Raw genomic sequence first — 16,476 nt, 5'->3', positions numbered from 1 at the left:
TGTAGTTGTAAGGCCGTGCTTCCGGAAGGAATGCGCGGCTTATTTTCGTTTATACACGTCATCATTCAAGCTGCCTCAGTGTTGGCTGTAGTCGCTCACCCCAGTCACGTACTGCTGTACGCTCCTGAGGATTCGCTTCCTTGCCGCCTTGATGCATCCTGAATGATTTTGTGTATATGAGTCATCAAAAAACAGGGGCTTATGGCTGGACGAATTCCTCGCGTTTTTATCAATGACCTGCTGGCAAGAACCGACATCGTCGATCTCATCGACGCGCGGGTAAAGCTGAAAAAGCAGGGCAAAAATTATCACGCGTGCTGTCCGTTCCATAACGAAAAAACCCCCTCTTTCACCGTAAACGGTGAAAAACAGTTTTATCACTGCTTTGGGTGTGGCGCGCATGGCAACGCCGTCGACTTTCTCATGAACTACGACAAGCTCGAGTTTGTGGAAACCGTCGAAGAACTGGCCGCAATGCACAACCTCGAAGTGCCCTATGAAGCAGGCAGTGGCCCCAGTCAGATAGAGCGCCATCAACGGCAAAGCCTTTATCAATTGATGGACGGCCTGAACACTTTTTATCAACAGTCTTTGATGCAGCCCGCCGCTACCCCTGCGCGCCAGTACCTGGAAAAGCGAGGATTAAGTAGCGACGTTATCACCCGTTTTGCTATTGGTTTTGCGCCCCCCGGCTGGGACAACGTCCTGAAACGGTTTGGCGGCAATGCTGAGAATCGCAAATCGCTGGTCGATGCGGGGATGTTGGTCACCAACGATCAGGGACGCAGTTACGATCGCTTCCGCGAACGGGTGATGTTCCCCATTCGCGACAAACGTGGTCGAGTCATTGGTTTTGGTGGACGCGTGCTGGGCGATGCCCTGCCGAAATATCTGAACTCCCCGGAAACCGATATTTTCCATAAAGGCCGCCAGCTGTATGGCCTTTATGAAGCCCAGCAGGATAACGCCGATCCACAGCGCCTGTTAGTGGTAGAAGGCTATATGGATGTGGTGGCGCTGGCGCAATACGGCATTAACTACGCCGTGGCATCCCTAGGGACGTCAACTACTGCCGATCACATCCAACTGTTGTTCCGCGCGACGAACAACGTAATTTGCTGTTACGACGGCGACCGAGCAGGACGTGACGCAGCATGGCGCGCGCTGGAAACCGCACTGCCCTATATGACAGACGGACGCCAGCTACGCTTCATGTTTTTACCTGACGGCGAAGACCCCGATACGCTGGTGCGTAAAGAAGGGAAAGAGGCCTTTGAAGCCCGGATGGAGCAGGCGCTGCCGCTCTCCGCGTTTTTATTTAACAGCCTGCTGCCGCAGGTGGATTTGAGTACCCCGGACGGACGCGCACAGCTCAGTACGCTGGCATTACCGCTGATTACTCAGGTACCAGGCGAAACGTTGCGCATTTACCTGCGACAGGAGTTGGGAAACAAGCTCGGCATTCTGGATGACAGCCAGCTTGAACGTTTAATGCCTAAACTGGCAGAAAATGGGGCTTCCCGCCCTGTTCCACAGCTAAAACGTACGACCATGCGTATACTTATAGGGTTGCTGGTACAGAACCCGGGCCTCGCCCCGCTGGTTCCACCGTTAGGCGCACTGGATAGTAATAAGCTGCCTGGACTTGGCTTATTCAGAGAACTGGTCAACACTTGTCTGGCTCAGCCAGGTCTGACCACCGGGCAACTTTTAGAACACTACCGTGGCACAAATGATGCTGCGACCCTTGAAAAACTGTCGATGTGGGACGATATAGCAGATAAAGATATCGCGGAAAAAACCTTCACCGACTCACTCAACCATATGTTTGATTCGATGCTTGAACTGCGCCAGGAAGAGTTGATAGCTCGTGAGCGCACACACGGTTTAAGCAGCGAAGAACGCCGGGAACTCTGGACACTGAACCAGGAACTGGCCAAGAAATAAGAGAAAGACAAAAGTATTTAACGGCTTAACTGCCGAATATCGATCGGGAAGCCCCCGACAGCCGCACGGAGAGGCAGCGGCAAAATATAAGTATGCCCTCGTTTTGCCGTTGGCGGTTTTACCGCCCAACACCAATCAAACGAATTAAGTGTGGATACCGTCTTATGGAGCAAAACCCGCAGTCACAGCTGAAGCTTCTTGTCCAACGTGGTAAGGAGCAAGGCTATCTGACCTATGCCGAGGTCAATGACCATCTGCCGGAAGATATCGTCGATTCAGATCAAATCGAAGACATCATCCAAATGATCAATGACATGGGTATTCAGGTGATGGAAGAAGCACCTGATGCCGATGATCTGCTGCTTGCTGAAACCTCCAACAGCACCGATGAAGACGCGGAAGAAGCGGCTGCCCAGGTTCTGTCCAGCGTTGAGTCCGAAATCGGTCGTACGACTGACCCGGTCCGCATGTACATGCGTGAAATGGGTACCGTTGAACTGTTAACCCGCGAAGGCGAAATCGACATCGCTAAACGCATCGAAGACGGGATTAACCAGGTTCAATGCTCCGTTGCCGAATACCCGGAAGCTATCACCTACCTGCTTGAGCAGTACGATCGCGTAGAAGCTGAAGAAGCACGTCTTTCCGATCTGATCACTGGCTTTGTCGATCCAAATGCGGAAGAAGACATGGCGCCAACGGCGACCCACGTCGGTTCTGAACTCTCTCAGGAAGAGATGGATGACGATGAAGACGAAGATGAAGAAGATGGCGACGACGACAGCAGCGATGATGACAACAGCATCGACCCTGAGTTAGCGCGTGAAAAATTCGGTGAACTGCGTACTCAGTACGAAATCACTCGCGACACCATCAAAGCGAAAGGCCGCAGCCATGCTGCCGCGCAGGAAGAAATTCAGAAGCTGTCCGAAGTGTTCAAACAGTTCCGCCTGGTGCCGAAGCAGTTCGACTACCTGGTAAACAGCATGCGCGTCATGATGGACCGCGTGCGTACTCAGGAACGTCTGATCATGAAGCTCTGCGTTGAGCAGTGCAAAATGCCGAAGAAAAACTTCATCACCCTGTTCACTGGCAACGAAACCAGTGAAACCTGGTTCAACGCGGCAATCGCGATGAACAAACCGTGGTCTGAAAAACTGCACGACGTGGCAGATGACGTTCACCGCGGCCTGCAGAAACTGCAGCAGATTGAAGAAGAAACCGGCCTGACCATCGAGCAGGTTAAAGATATCAACCGTCGCATGTCCATCGGTGAAGCGAAAGCACGCCGTGCGAAAAAAGAGATGGTTGAAGCGAACTTACGTCTGGTTATCTCTATCGCTAAAAAATACACCAACCGTGGCCTGCAGTTCCTGGATCTGATTCAGGAAGGTAACATCGGTCTGATGAAAGCTGTTGATAAGTTTGAATACCGTCGTGGTTACAAGTTCTCCACCTATGCAACCTGGTGGATCCGTCAGGCGATCACCCGTTCGATCGCGGATCAGGCGCGTACCATCCGTATCCCGGTACATATGATTGAGACTATCAACAAGCTCAACCGTATCTCCCGTCAGATGCTGCAAGAGATGGGCCGCGAGCCGACGCCAGAAGAACTGGCTGAGCGCATGCTGATGCCGGAAGACAAGATCCGTAAAGTGCTGAAGATCGCTAAAGAGCCTATCTCCATGGAAACGCCAATCGGCGACGATGAAGATTCGCATCTGGGTGATTTCATCGAGGATACCACCCTCGAGCTGCCGCTGGACTCTGCGACCACCGAGAGCCTGCGTGCCGCAACGCACGACGTTCTGGCTGGTCTGACCGCCCGTGAAGCGAAAGTTCTGCGTATGCGTTTCGGTATCGATATGAACACCGACCACACGCTGGAAGAAGTGGGTAAACAGTTCGACGTTACCCGCGAACGTATCCGTCAGATCGAAGCGAAGGCGCTGCGTAAACTGCGCCACCCGAGCCGCTCTGAAGTACTGCGTAGCTTCCTCGACGATTAATCTCGCCGTATAAGTTCAAACGCCACCGCAAGGTGGCGTTTTTCTTTACATCCCGCGCATGACCAGCGCATCATCCAACTCGCGATACGCCTCCACCAGCTTATCCAGTGTAATCCGGCTCAATCCGCTGGGATTCGGCAATACCCAAATCTGCGTCGCGCCAATGGTCAGCGTCTGTTTTCCCCACTGCGCCCCACGCTGGCTAAGCCCCTGCTCAAATGCCTGCTTCCCAAGGATAGCGAGCGCGGCTGGCTGATACTCTTCTATTTTCTCAATAAGCAGACGACCGCCGCTACGCATCTCTTGTAGCTTCACTTCATTGGCTTGTACCGTTGGTCTGTCGACAAACTTAGTCACGCCGCAGCGGAAGTCCAGCAGGTGCTGTGCCTCTTCAGGTTTAAGCTGGCGATCGGTAAATCCCGCCTGATGGATAACCTTCCAGAAGCGATTAGCGGGGTGCGCAAAGGGGAATCCTGTACCTGCGGAAGAAAGCCCCGGATTGATGCCGCAAAACACCACCCGCAGCTCCGGTGCCAGTATGTCCTTAACCATAATTACTCCGAACAATACATCAGAGGAACCAGTATAACGGACTGAAAATACATTGTTTATAAAAACAGCATCCGTACGCTTATGTCTGGATTGCAACGCGGAGTTACTTTATAATCCACCGCCACGGCCCCTTAGCTCAGTGGTTAGAGCAGGCGACTCATAATCGCTTGGTCGCTGGTTCAAGTCCAGCAGGGGCCACCAAATATCAAGGACTTGCGAGAAATCGCAGGTCCTTTTTTTATGGGTATTCCGTAGAAATTGGCATGTAGCAAAAAAGAGTTTGCCCTGGAACAAATCAATACTTACTTGCATCAATATGTTGAATGAGTGCACAGAAGAACATGGCTGGCGGGGGCTAAAGCTATTTACGCGATACACCTGTTCAGAAAACAGCATGTTAATGGCAACCCCATCTGGACGCCGCCATCCTGGGATGGAAACGTCCGTTAGAGTTTAATTCGATAGTCAGCTCACACTAGCTCTTTGAGCTGCTCCTGCATATAGGTTGAAAAATACTCTGGGTTCTTGATAAGGATGCGGTTACCGGAGGCGACTTTTTCTGCCCATCCGGCCACTTTTTTCGTGAACTCGGGATTCCATCCCTCTTGCTCACCCCGTGCCATCACAACTTCCGGACTTGCTGGCACACCTAAGTCATGCAAATACTTTAAGATTCCCTTAGCGGTACTTTCATCCATTGAATGTGGTACTGACGCCGAAGTGTTCATACCACCAATAAAATCCAATGCTTTCTCAATTGCTGTTGGCATGCTCTTATCCTTAAAATTAACCACGTGAGAGACACATTTATACTATGTACCCAACTCCGCCGGGATATCAAAGAGAACATCGCCTTTATTTGACTTACCCCGCAGCTAAACGCTTACGCGGCTGTTTTCTGCGCTATTTTTTTGCTTCTCCGGCTAAAACCAGTCCGGTAGCCACCGCATTACGCGGCCCTTCGGTACCTCGAATATTGCCCTGCCCGGCGACAACGCCGTAATGCGCCAGCGCATCGGTGATCATCTGCGGGATTTCGAAATCCAGCGAAGAACCGCCTACCAGCACCACAAAAGTCATATCGCGAATAGAGCCACCGGGTGACACCTGGCGTAACGCGCGCAGGCAGTTGGTCACAAAAACCTTCTCTTTAGCCTGTCGGCGCACCAGACGGATTTTTTCCAGCGAGGTCTGGTTATCTACCGGGATCAGCTCACCCTCTTTCAGATACACCACTTTGGCGAATACTGACGGACTGAGCGGTTCGCGGAAAAACTCCACCGCGCCGTTCTCATGGCGAATGCTGAACAGGCTCTCCACTTTTGCCAGCGGGTATTTTTTAATTTCCTCCGCCAGAAATGCATCGCTTAAGCCGAGCTCCGTTTGAATCAACAGGCTGACCATATTCCCCGCGCCGGCCAGATGTACCGCTTTCACTACGCCGTCGCTATTGATGACGGCGGCATCGGTAGATCCTGCGCCTAAGTCGAGGATCGCCAGCGGTGCGGCGCATCCGGGCGTAGTTAACGCCCCCGCCACGGCCATGTTGGCCTCTACGCCGCCCACCTCAACCAGAGTGTTTAACCGGGCGCTCAGCTCACTGGCGATGGCCTGCATCTGTAAACGATCGGCTTTCACCATCGCCGCAATGCCCACGGCGTTCTCCATTGAACACTCTCCGGCGATGCCGCCCTGCACCTTGCGCGGAATAAATGTATCGACCGCCAATAGATCCTGAATATGCACCGTGTTCATGTCATGACCGGTCAGCGAGGCCATCACCTTACGCACCCGCTCCAGCATGCCGCCTGCGTGCGTACCTGCTTCACCGCGAATATCGCACACGGGCGCACAGGCGCTCATCGCCTGCATAATGGCCTGAGCGCCTTGCGCTACGTCGGCTTCACCGCCACGCTTTTCACCACGGATAAAGATCTTACCCGCCGGGATCACTCTTGATCGCACATCGCCCTGCGGGGTTTTCAGCACCACAGCGGAACGGTTGCCAATCAGCGCTCTGGCGATGGGGACAATAGTTTGTGTTTCCTCAGGGGTCAGGGCAAAGAAGGTTGCGATACCGTAAGGATTCGACAGCACCCGCACCACCTGTCCCGGGGCCGCCACTTCCACCGCCGCCAGCACGCCTTCCGGCACCTTCTCCAGTAGAGTGACTTCATCAACCACCGGTATTGGCCGATGCAGGCGATTATTCACCAGCACGCCATCATCTTTTTTCAGGATGGCCGCCACCACGTTGACGCCGCGATCCAGCGCTTCATTGATAAACCAAACCGCCTCAAGGAAATCCATCTCCTCACCCACCAACGGTATCCAGCCCTGGGCAAATCGATCCTCACCCAACGCCGCCAACTTCTCCACGGCGATGGTGGTTCCCATGCCCACGCCAACGCCGCCGGGCGTTTGCGGGTTATGGCCAATCATCGTTGATTCGGTAATGATGGTTTCAGTGATGGTTTCCATCGCCACATCGCCAATCACCGGCGCGGCCTCGTTGATGCAGATTTTTGCCACATCCTGCAGCGACCACGGCGTTTTATCCAGCGCCTGCTGCAGGGACGCGACCACCCCGGCGATATTCTCCCGCGTGCCTTTCATCCCGGTCGTGGCGACAATCCCGCTGCCGATAAACCGGCCATCCTGCGCCAACGCCACTTCGGTGGTGGCGTTGCCGATATCGATCCCTGCAATTAACGGCATGCTGCCTCCGTCACTGACTGCCTTTACGCAGCTTATTTCTCTGCTGGTATACCTCTGCCGATTCGCGGACAAACCCGGCGTTCACCGTGGCGTGCCAGGTGTGTTCCAGTTCATCGGCAATGGCCTGCAACTCGGCGAACGAAGAACGAAACGGCCTCAGTGCGTTGTAGATCTCCAGAATGCGGGCATCCGGGATCGCAATCAGTTCTGCCGCACGACGAAAATTGCGCGCCACGGCATGACGCTGCATCTGCTCGGCAATCTGCGCCTGGTACTCCAGCGTTTGCTGAGAAATACGCACATCCTGCGGCCCTACGCGGCCCGCCAGCACATTCTCAAGGGTAATGTCGGTTAGCAGCTTGCCGGTAGGCGTCTGGATTTTCTCCGGGCAGCGGGTGGCTAATGGGTAATCCTGCGCGGTCATGATGTTGTCGTTCATGGTCATTCCCTTACCAGTGCAATATGCAACGTGACAGGCGCGGCATCCTGCACCACGTGTTTGGTTTCTTTGATATGAAACAGCGCGGCCTTGGCCATAAATTTAGGGCGCACCATCTGGTCATTGACCACTGGCACCGGCGAAGGCGACTCTTTGCGTGCATAGCGTGCGGCGTTTTTACCAATCTGACGATAGGTTTCCAGCGTCAGCAGCGGAGCCTGAGAAAACAGTTCCAGGTTACTTAGCGGCAGCAGATCGCGCTGATGAATCACCGTGGTTCCTTTCGACTGGATACCAATCCCAATGCCTGAGCCGCTGAGATTTGCCGCATCCCATGCCATAAAAGAAACATCCGAGGTGCGCAGGATCCTCACTACTCGCGCATGCAGTCCCTCTTCTTCGATGCCAGCAACCAGCTCTTTCAAAATCGCGTTGTGCGGCATATCAATCAAGGTTTTATGCTGATACTTATCAAAGGCCGGGCCGACGCCAATCACCACCTCATCCACGCGCTCATCCGCGTTAGCCGCCTCGCCTTCGCTCACCTGTAAGGTGAAAACCGGCTTACGTTCAGTTGTGCATTCCACGGTGTACCGCCTTATTCAATTGAGCCGGGCTGAACCACGCCCGCAATATTTTTAATTTCCGCCCAGCGTTCGGCACTGATGCGATAGCCGGTACCAGGTCCCTGATAATCATTGATGTCGTTGACGGCGCTGACGACGTCGAACTGGCGATCCAGAATGGCCGACGTTTGCAGGTAATCACCGGTAACACGCTGTCTCAGCATGTTGAGGATATTGCTGGCGATATCTTCGAAGCCGCTGCAACTCAACGCGCCGACGATATCCAGCCCGGTGATATTGCGCTTCATCATCTCTTCCACGGCAGCCAAATCCTCAACTACATTACGCGCAGGCATATCTTTGCTGCCGTGAGCATAAGTAGCAGCTTCGACTTCTTCATCGCTAATCAGCGGCAGGCCCAGTTCGCGGAACACTGCCTGAATGGCGCGTGCGGCCTTATTGCGAATGGCGATGGTTTCCTCTTCCGTGACCGGACGCAGACCGCCGTCAACCATCAGATCGCGTTGCAGAATGTTGTAATCATCGAAATCTTCAGCGTCGAAGTTCGACCCGGCAAACATGTTGTCGTAGTTGGGTACCGCACTGTAACCGGAGAAAATAAAGTCGGTACCCGGCAGCATCTGCATCAGGGTGCGGGCAGTACGGCGAATATCGGAGTGGGAAAAGGTCTGGTCATTGGCGGAGGCCACTTCAAGGTCGAGCATTGAGGCAATCAGGTTTTCCGCCAGCACCGCGCGGATCCCTGACGGCACTGCGCCGGTCATGCCGATACAGCTGACCGCACCATTTTGCAGCCCCTGTACGCCCGCGCCTTTGGTGATAAAAATGCAGCGCGACTCCAGATAAAGCATCGATTTACTTTCGGAATAGCCCATCAGCGCTTCCGAGCCGGTGCCGGAGGTGTAGCGCATCTTCAGACCACGCGACGCATAAGCCGAGGCGAGAAACGCTTTGGACCACGGCGTGTCATCACCGTCGGTAAACACCGATTCTGTGCCATACACCGACACCGTTTCGGCATAACTGGTTAGCCCTCGCATGCCCAACTCCAGCTCCGTGGCCTCTTCAACGGAACATTGCGTCAGCACACCGGGGCGACCGCACTGGGAACCCACCAGCAGTGCCAGGGCGTTAAACGGCGCGTAGCGGGCGATCCCGACCGTCGTTTCCTGCTCGGAAAAGCCGCGGATCCCCGCTTCAGCAGCGTCGGCGGCAATCTGTACCGGGTTATCTTTCAGGTTAGTCACGTGGCACTGGTTGGAGGGAGTGCGTCTGGCGCGCATTTTTTGTAGCGCCATCATCATCTCCACCACGTTCATTTGTGCCATCACTTCCACCGCTTTCGCCGGGGTGATGGCGGTGGTAATGGCAATAATCTCTTCCCGACTGACGTGGATATCCACCAGCATTCTGGCGATCTCCAGCGCGTCGAGCTGCATGGCGCGCTCAGCTTCGGCCACGTTAATGGCATAATCGGCAATGAAACGGTCGATCATGTCGAACTCGGCGCGGCTCTTACCGTCCAGCTCAACAATACGACCATTTTCCACCTTCACCGACGACGTCGGATCGTAGGGGCTTTCCATGGCGATCAGCCCCTCTTCAGGCCATTCGCCAATCAGCCCATCCTGATTTACAGGCCGCTTCGCAAGCACTTCGAATCGTTTTGATCTTCTCATGATTTATTGACTCAAAAGGTAAAAAATAGGGACGCCGGGCCATATTGCCGGGGACACCACACCCGGTATTCGCCTTTCATCAGCAATGGCCGAACTCTAAATGAGCCAAGCAATAAAAAAATAAAATTAATTTCGTTCCAATTTGGCACCTAATAAAAACGCATCGTTCCATATTGAAACGCAATTCAGGAATATCCATCGTGAATTGTGACGAGGTTAAATGATCATTATCAATAAACGCAAAATCAGGGAAATGAATTTAATTTTTATGAAAACCCCACCTATTGACTTAATAACGTGCGGCGAGAAAATAAGGTAAAGCCAATGATAAAAATAGCTGTTGCGCGATATGTTTCGTGACCTCAGCCCTACAACATTTTCAGGAGAGACTGTGAATAAGAGCCAACAAATTGCCACCATTACGCTGGCGGCTGCAAAAAAAATGGCGCAGGCCGTTGAGGCTAAAGCGCTAGAGATCAACGTTCCGGTGGTCTTTTCCGTGGTGGATCACGGCGGGAATACGCTGCTAATGCAACGCATGGACGATGCGTTTGTCACCAGCTGTGATATTTCTCTTAATAAAGCGTATACCGCCTGCTGCCTGCGTCAGGGTACCCATGAAATTACCGACGCGGTACAACCTGGCGCTTCGCTATATGGTTTGCAGCTTACTAACCAACAGCGCATTGTTATTTTCGGCGGCGGCTTACCTGTCATATTAAACGGTAAATTAATTGGTGCCGTTGGCGTTAGCGGCGGCACTGTCGAACAAGACAGATTATTAGCAGAAACCGCACTGAATTGTTTCTCTGAATTATAATTTAAATCTAAGAAGGTATATTATGAGCTATCGTATGTTTGATTACCTGGTGCCAAATGTGAACTTCTTTGGCCCCAATGCTATTTCCGTTGTCGGCGAACGCTGCAAACTGTTAGGCGGTAAAAAAGCGCTGCTGGTTACAGATAAAGGTCTGCGGGCTATTAAAGACGGTGCGGTAGATAAAACACTCGCCCATTTACGTGAAGCGGGCATTGACGTGGTGGTTTTTGACGGCGTTGAGCCAAATCCCAAAGACACCAACGTGCGCGATGGTCTGGAGGTCTTTCGCAAAGAGCATTGCGATATCATCGTTACCGTTGGCGGCGGTAGCCCGCATGACTGCGGTAAAGGCATCGGTATCGCGGCAACTCACGAAGGCGATCTCTACAGCTATGCCGGGATTGAAACCCTGACCAACCCGCTGCCGCCTATCGTTGCGGTGAATACCACTGCCGGTACCGCCAGCGAAGTCACCCGCCACTGCGTGCTGACCAATACCAAAACCAAAGTGAAGTTTGTGATTGTCAGCTGGCGTAACCTGCCGTCGGTCTCCATTAACGATCCGCTGCTGATGCTCGGCAAACCCGCCCCGCTGACCGCCGCGACCGGTATGGACGCCCTGACCCACGCCGTAGAAGCCTATATTTCCAAAGATGCCAACCCGGTCACCGACGCCGCCGCTATTCAGGCTATTCGCCTGATCGCACGCAACTTGCGTCAGGCCGTAGCGCTGGGCAGCAACCTGAAAGCTCGCGAGAACATGGCCTACGCCTCTCTGCTGGCGGGTATGGCTTTCAACAACGCCAACCTCGGCTACGTTCACGCAATGGCGCATCAGCTTGGCGGTCTGTACGACATGCCACACGGCGTGGCGAATGCCGTACTGCTCCCGCACGTGGCGCGCTATAACCTGATCGCTAACCCGGAGAAATTTGCCGATATCGCAGAATTTATGGGTGAAAACACTGACGGACTCTCCACCATGGATGCCGCCGAACTGGCCATTCACGCCATTGCCCGTCTCTCCGCTGACATCGGCATTCCGCAGCATTTGCGCGATCTGGGCGTCAAAGAAGCCGATTTCCCGTACATGGCGGAAATGGCGCTGAAGGACGGCAACGCCTTCTCTAACCCGCGCAAAGGGAACGAGAAAGAAATTGCCGAGATCTTCCGTCAGGCATTCTGATAACGCAGGGGGCGCAATGTCACTTTCATCACCGGGCGTACATCTGTTTTATCACTCACGCTGGCAGGATACTCGCGTGCTTGATGAGCTGTGCTGGGGACTGGAAGAGCAAGGCGTCCCTTGCCGGGCAATCTGTTGCGACGAGCATGACTGCGCGCTGGCATTGAGCAAACTTGCGGCCAAAAGCTCAACGCTACGTGTCGGTCTGGGTCTTAACGCCACGGGTGATATTGCGTTAACCCACGCCCAGTTGCCCGAAGATCGGGCGCTGATCCGTGGGCATATCCGCGCCGGAATTGCGCAGATCCGAATGCTTGGCGCCAATGCCGGTCAACTGGTCAAAGTACTTCCCTTCAGCGAGATAAAATAAATGTACCGCATCTACACCCGAACCGGCGATAAAGGCACGACCGCGCTGTTTGGCGGCAGCCGTATCGACAAAGATGACATCCGCGTTGAGGCCTATGGCACGGTGGATGAACTGATTTCCCAGCTTGGCGTCTGCTATGCCAGCACGCGTCAGGCCGGGCTACGCCAGGATCTGCACGCCATACAGAAGATGCTGTTTGTACTGGGTGCGGAACTCGCCAGCGATGAGACAGGACTCGCTCGCTTACAACAGCGTATTGGCGATGAGGATATTCAGGCGCTGGAGCAGCTTATTGACCGCAATATGGCGCAAAGCGGCCCGCTCAAAGAGTTTGTTATTCCGGGGAAAAATCTGCCATCGGCACAGCTACACGTTGCGCGAACCCTAACCCGCCGACTGGAGCGGATCCTTATCGCGATGAGCAGAACGCTGACGTTACGCGATGAACCCAGGCGTTACATCAACCGACTGTCGGACGCGCTGTTCTCGATGGCGAGAATTGAAGAAACTAGTCCAGATGCTTGCGCTTAAACTGGCTGGCATCAATGTCGTATTGCTTCATCTTGCGCCACAAGGTAGTGCGACCGATATTCAACAGTTGCGACATCTCCTGTACGCGCCCGCTGGTGACGCGAGCAGCATGGATAATCGCCTCTTTTTCGATAGCGGTAAAGGTCAGACTGGCTGGCAGCAGTGAAGACGCCGTATCCAGACCAGGACGTTCGGCAAACAGATAATCCGGTAGATTGCTCAGCCGAATATGGCCGTTATCACTGCTGATGGCGATGTTTTCGATAATGCTGTTCAGCTCAAAGTCATTGCCCGGCCACGAATAGGCCACCAGCTGAGCCAGCGCGTCGTCGTCGATCTTCAAACTGGATGAAAAGCGTTTTTTCAGGCTATTCAGTCGCGTATAAATCAGCGAGGGAATACTGTTACGCCGCGCCCGCAGCGGGGGGATCACTATCTCAAAAGAGTGCAGCGCGTAATATAGCTGACGGCTAAAGCGGTTTTGCTCCACCAGATTGGCGAGATCAACCGTGGTGGTGGCGATCACTTTGACATCCACCGGAATCAACCGACGGGCATCCAGGCGGGTTAGTACCCCCTGCTTGATCACCTGTAACAGCGCGGATTGCAGCTCCGGCGCCAGATATTCAATTTTTTCCAGAAACAGCGTGCCGCCGTTCGCCAGTTCAAGACGGCTCAGCCGGCCATTTTCATCGTCGGTGGGCGCACTGCCCATAAAATCCTGCCCCAGCACGCTGTTGGCATACAGCTGACAGTTCACGGCGATATACGGCCCGCTGGCGCGCTCGCTTTCATTGTGAATGGCCTGACTCAGCAGCTCCTTACCAACGCCCTCTTCTCCGCACAGCAGGATCGGGAAACTCCCCCTCGCCGCCTGGCGTCCAAAGTGGATCAAACGGCGGGTTTCCGGATCGTCAGTCGACATCTGCTCAAAGGTGTGACTCACCTTGCCGAGCTGGCTGGTCATCAGCTGGCGCATTTGCTCTACCGGATGCAGCAGCAGGATAAAGCTGTTGCCCTGCTCCTCAACAATCGGTTTCAGGGTGATGACGGCATCAACAAACTGATGCTGGCTTTCAAAGGTAACTTCGACGTGATTCAGGCCGCGGGCATGTTTGATCGCCCGGCGCAGCAGCATGGGGAGATTGAGCAGATCGTGAATATTTTTTCCCTGGCTGGCCTGCGCATCGAGATGCAAAAGCAGCGCCGCACGCGCATTGAGGAACTGCAATACGCCCTGTTCGTTCCAGGCCATCACACCATCATCCATACTTTCCAGCAGCCCGTACATCTGGTTCAGATGGCGGTTGGATTCAGCCAGCAGGCTGTCGGTCAGCAAAGAGTTGCCGACTTCTCTGGCTATCGCCAGCGTCAGGGATAAATCAGAAACGCACTCATGCTCCACCAGACAACACAGCGAGATGGAGCCGAACAGTCGACCATGGTTATCGAAGACCGGCGTCGAGCAGAACGACCACGGATGCAGCGCCTGTTTAAAATGCTGATCGCCAGAGGTTTTTGTCGGCTGGCCCGGCATCGCCGCCAGCGACAGCGCACAACTGCCAATGATGCTTTCCGCACAGTAGCTGCCGTCGCGAAACCCAAGCTCCGCCAGCTGTTCCACCGTCTGTGGGTCGCCGCAACGGCTGAGAATACAGGCTGATTCATCCAGAATCAGCAGCGCGCACGGGCGGCCGTCCATAAACTCCCAGGCATCTTCCAGCGCAGCCTGAGCAATCGTCAGCAACGCCGTCTTGCGACGACAAATCGACTCAAAGGTCAGCCCTTGCGCCTGATGCGGCGCCTGCCAGGTTTCCCGCTGCATAAACTTGCTGCAACGATGCCATGACTGGGCAATGACTGAAGAGACTTCCTTCCCGATGCTATGCGTGTGCGCCGTCATATCCCTTTCCGCTGTTTAACCATAGACAACCCCTCCGGCAGAGACTGTCAGAGGGGGAGAAGATGCCGGATAAAAACCTACCGACGACTGATTAACGCGCCAGCCACTGCTGTCCCAGCAGGTCTGCCGTCAAAATAGCGGCATGTACGCTTTCAGGCGTTACCGGGAACGGCATATTGTGGATGGTTTCACCTTCTGCACAGGTCGCTTTTGCTACGGCCATGATCTTGCCGTCAACGTCTTCTTTCACGCCCATTTCCGCTAACGTTACCGGCAGGCCTACTTTCTGACAGAAATTCAGCACGGTTTCGATCTCTTCCATCGGGCTGTTTTGCAGCACCAGTTGCGCCAGCGTACCAAAGGCGACTTTTTCACCGTGGTACAAATGGTGGCACTCTTCCAGAATCGTAAAGCCGTTGTGGATCGCATGCGCCCCTGCCAGACCGCTGCTTTCAAAACCGATGCCGCTGAGGTATGTGTTAGCTTCGACAATACGCTCCAGCGCATCGGTCACCACGCCGGCCTGCGCGGCAAAGCGTGCCTTCTCGCCTTCCGCCAGCAGGGTATCATAGCACAATCGCGCCAGGCTCAGCGCCGCCACCGTGGACTGTCCGCCCGCCATGCTGGTCGCTCTGGCGTCATAACAGGCTTTCGCTTCAAACCAGGTCGAGAGCGCATCGCCCATCCCGGCCACCAGCAGACGTACCGGCGCTTTGGCAATGATTGCAGTGTCCATTACCACCATATCCGGGTTTTTCGGGTAGATCAGATACTCTTCAAACTCACCGGCTTCGGTATAGATAACAGACAGCGCGCTGGTTGGCGCATCGGTAGACGCGATAGTCGGGATCACTACCACCGGCAACTTCTGGTAGTAGCCAATCGCTTTGGCGGTATCCAGCGTTTTCCCACCGCCAATCCCAACCACACCGCGGCAACCGTGCTGTTTCAGAATGGCAATCAGGCGATTAATTTCAACATGGCTACATTCACCGTTAAAGCGTTCCGCATGGCAGCTAATGTCGTGGCTGTGCAGGCCGTTGAGTACTTTCTCTCCCGCCAGCTTCATCACGAAGTCATCCGCAATCACGAAAAAGCTGTCCGCCAGATTTTTAGCGTATTGACCAAACAAGGTGGAAGCGTCAGGACCCTGGAGATATTTGGCTGGAGATTGAATAACTTTTAGCATTCCTTTCATCCTCAAATAAGTACATGTTTTTACATGGTGAGCCCTGGCGTTAACCTGTTTAGCCTGATGCTGACGGCGAAAACGGGAGGTACCGGAGCGATGCAATAACTGTATGGCGAGGCGTGCACAAAAAAATCTTTCGTCTTTTTGTTCTGATATGAAACAGATAAAAACGACACATGTTCCATATTGGAACACTTAACCATAAAAAATATAAGGTTTGCGATCCCGATCCGTTCATTTGCCGCCAAATCTCCGGCACAGACGAATCTCACTTTCTCTTTTACCCACTCACTTGCCAAAATACCGGTAAAAAAAAAGCTGACAGTACCGTGTGACCTGCATTCATCGCGAGAGGAAAAAGTCGAGCGAGCTCGCATTGTGGTCGTTCACCGTTCTTTTAGGTTTCATTTCGGAACAAAAAACAATAACAACGTTCCGTAATGAAACTCATTTTAACGTTGTTTTTTTCCACGCTGACTTCGCCAGAATCTCTCTATCGCCTCCGCACCATGACCATGCTTCCGGGGGTTTGTCTTACAC

The 16,476-nt window shown here is 53.8% G+C and carries 14 protein-coding genes and 1 tRNA gene; 7 read left to right on the top strand and 8 right to left on the bottom strand.

Features of this window, described 5'->3' with window-relative positions; genetic code table 11:
- Positions 1-201 precede the first annotated feature (201 nt).
- Both dnaG and rpoD read left to right on the top strand, forming a co-directional pair.
- A complete protein-coding gene (gene dnaG / locus ACHHZ7_RS10315) occupies positions 202-1,947 on the top strand; it encodes a DNA primase (RefSeq protein WP_003828467.1) in 1,746 nt (581 codons plus the stop codon).
- Positions 1,948-2,111: 164 nt separating this feature from the next.
- Complete coding sequence (rpoD, locus tag ACHHZ7_RS10310) at positions 2,112-3,959, top strand: RNA polymerase sigma factor RpoD (protein ID WP_003024699.1); 1,848 nt, start codon at positions 2,112-2,114, stop codon at positions 3,957-3,959.
- A gap of 45 nt (positions 3,960-4,004) precedes the next feature.
- Here the strand turns inward: rpoD and mug are convergent, their stop codons facing one another.
- Positions 4,005-4,511, bottom strand: a complete 507-nt coding sequence (gene mug, locus ACHHZ7_RS10305) for a G/U mismatch-specific DNA glycosylase (RefSeq protein WP_008785849.1) — start codon at positions 4,509-4,511, stop codon at positions 4,005-4,007.
- A gap of 125 nt (positions 4,512-4,636) precedes the next feature.
- Between mug and ACHHZ7_RS10300 the strand changes: the two genes are divergently transcribed.
- Positions 4,637-4,712, top strand: a tRNA-Ile gene (locus ACHHZ7_RS10300).
- 269 nt (positions 4,713-4,981) lie between these two features.
- Here ACHHZ7_RS10300 and ACHHZ7_RS10295 read toward each other — a convergent pair.
- The 5 genes from ACHHZ7_RS10295 to ACHHZ7_RS10275 all read right to left on the bottom strand — a co-directional run bounded on the left by ACHHZ7_RS10295 (position 4,982) and on the right by ACHHZ7_RS10275 (position 9,934).
- Positions 4,982-5,305 (bottom strand): DUF1889 family protein, encoded by a 324-nt coding sequence (locus ACHHZ7_RS10295; protein WP_001573898.1) that lies wholly within the window; start codon positions 5,303-5,305, stop codon positions 4,982-4,984.
- Positions 5,306-5,414: 109 nt separating this feature from the next.
- The gene (locus tag ACHHZ7_RS10290) at positions 5,415-7,229 is read right to left on the bottom strand and encodes a diol dehydratase reactivase subunit alpha (RefSeq protein ID WP_060683169.1); all 1,815 of its coding nucleotides are present in this window, start codon (positions 7,227-7,229) and stop codon (positions 5,415-5,417) included.
- A 10-nt stretch (positions 7,230-7,239) separates the two neighbouring features.
- Complete coding sequence (locus ACHHZ7_RS10285; protein WP_060683168.1) at positions 7,240-7,668, bottom strand: diol dehydratase small subunit; 429 nt, start codon at positions 7,666-7,668, stop codon at positions 7,240-7,242.
- A gap of 2 nt (positions 7,669-7,670) precedes the next feature.
- Positions 7,671-8,255: a propanediol/glycerol family dehydratase medium subunit gene (locus ACHHZ7_RS10280; RefSeq protein WP_008785852.1), complete on the bottom strand. Its 585-nt coding sequence runs from the start codon at positions 8,253-8,255 to the stop codon at positions 7,671-7,673.
- A gap of 11 nt (positions 8,256-8,266) precedes the next feature.
- Positions 8,267-9,934, bottom strand: a complete 1,668-nt coding sequence (locus ACHHZ7_RS10275; protein WP_048215504.1) for a propanediol/glycerol family dehydratase large subunit — start codon at positions 9,932-9,934, stop codon at positions 8,267-8,269.
- A 391-nt stretch (positions 9,935-10,325) separates the two neighbouring features.
- On the opposite strand from ACHHZ7_RS10275, the gene ACHHZ7_RS10270 reads away from it, so the two are divergent.
- Genes ACHHZ7_RS10270 through ACHHZ7_RS10255 form a run of 4 tightly spaced genes read left to right on the top strand, consistent with a single transcriptional unit; the run spans position 10,326 to position 12,841 of the window.
- A complete protein-coding gene (locus tag ACHHZ7_RS10270) occupies positions 10,326-10,754 on the top strand; it encodes a heme-binding protein (protein WP_003828504.1) in 429 nt (142 codons plus the stop codon).
- 22 nt (positions 10,755-10,776) lie between these two features.
- Positions 10,777-11,940: a 1,3-propanediol dehydrogenase gene (dhaT, locus tag ACHHZ7_RS10265; RefSeq protein ID WP_003024734.1), complete on the top strand. Its 1,164-nt coding sequence runs from the start codon at positions 10,777-10,779 to the stop codon at positions 11,938-11,940.
- A gap of 16 nt (positions 11,941-11,956) precedes the next feature.
- Positions 11,957-12,310: a glycerol dehydratase reactivase beta/small subunit family protein gene (locus tag ACHHZ7_RS10260; RefSeq protein WP_060683166.1), complete on the top strand. Its 354-nt coding sequence runs from the start codon at positions 11,957-11,959 to the stop codon at positions 12,308-12,310.
- Complete coding sequence (locus ACHHZ7_RS10255) at positions 12,311-12,841, top strand: cob(I)yrinic acid a,c-diamide adenosyltransferase (RefSeq protein WP_060683165.1); 531 nt, start codon at positions 12,311-12,313, stop codon at positions 12,839-12,841.
- Here ACHHZ7_RS10255 and dhaR read toward each other — a convergent pair.
- Entirely contained in the window at positions 12,819-14,744 is a 1,926-nt protein-coding gene (gene dhaR, locus ACHHZ7_RS10250; RefSeq protein ID WP_060683164.1) for a dihydroxyacetone kinase operon transcriptional regulator DhaR, read from the bottom strand. The two genes, ACHHZ7_RS10255 and dhaR, sit on opposite strands and share 23 nt — an antisense overlap.
- Before the next feature lie 91 nt (positions 14,745-14,835).
- Positions 14,836-15,933 carry a glycerol dehydrogenase gene (locus ACHHZ7_RS10245; RefSeq protein ID WP_003024745.1) on the bottom strand — a complete coding sequence of 366 codons (1,098 nt, stop codon included), beginning with the start codon at positions 15,931-15,933 and terminating at the stop codon, positions 14,836-14,838.
- Between the last annotated feature and the right edge of the window lie 543 nt (positions 15,934-16,476).

The organism is Citrobacter freundii complex sp. 2024EL-00216 (assembly GCF_043945515.1).
GTDB lineage: Bacteria > Pseudomonadota > Gammaproteobacteria > Enterobacterales > Enterobacteriaceae > Citrobacter > Citrobacter portucalensis.
The sequence above is the reverse complement of the archived record's forward strand: the minus strand, read 5'-3'. Positions and strand labels throughout refer to the sequence as shown.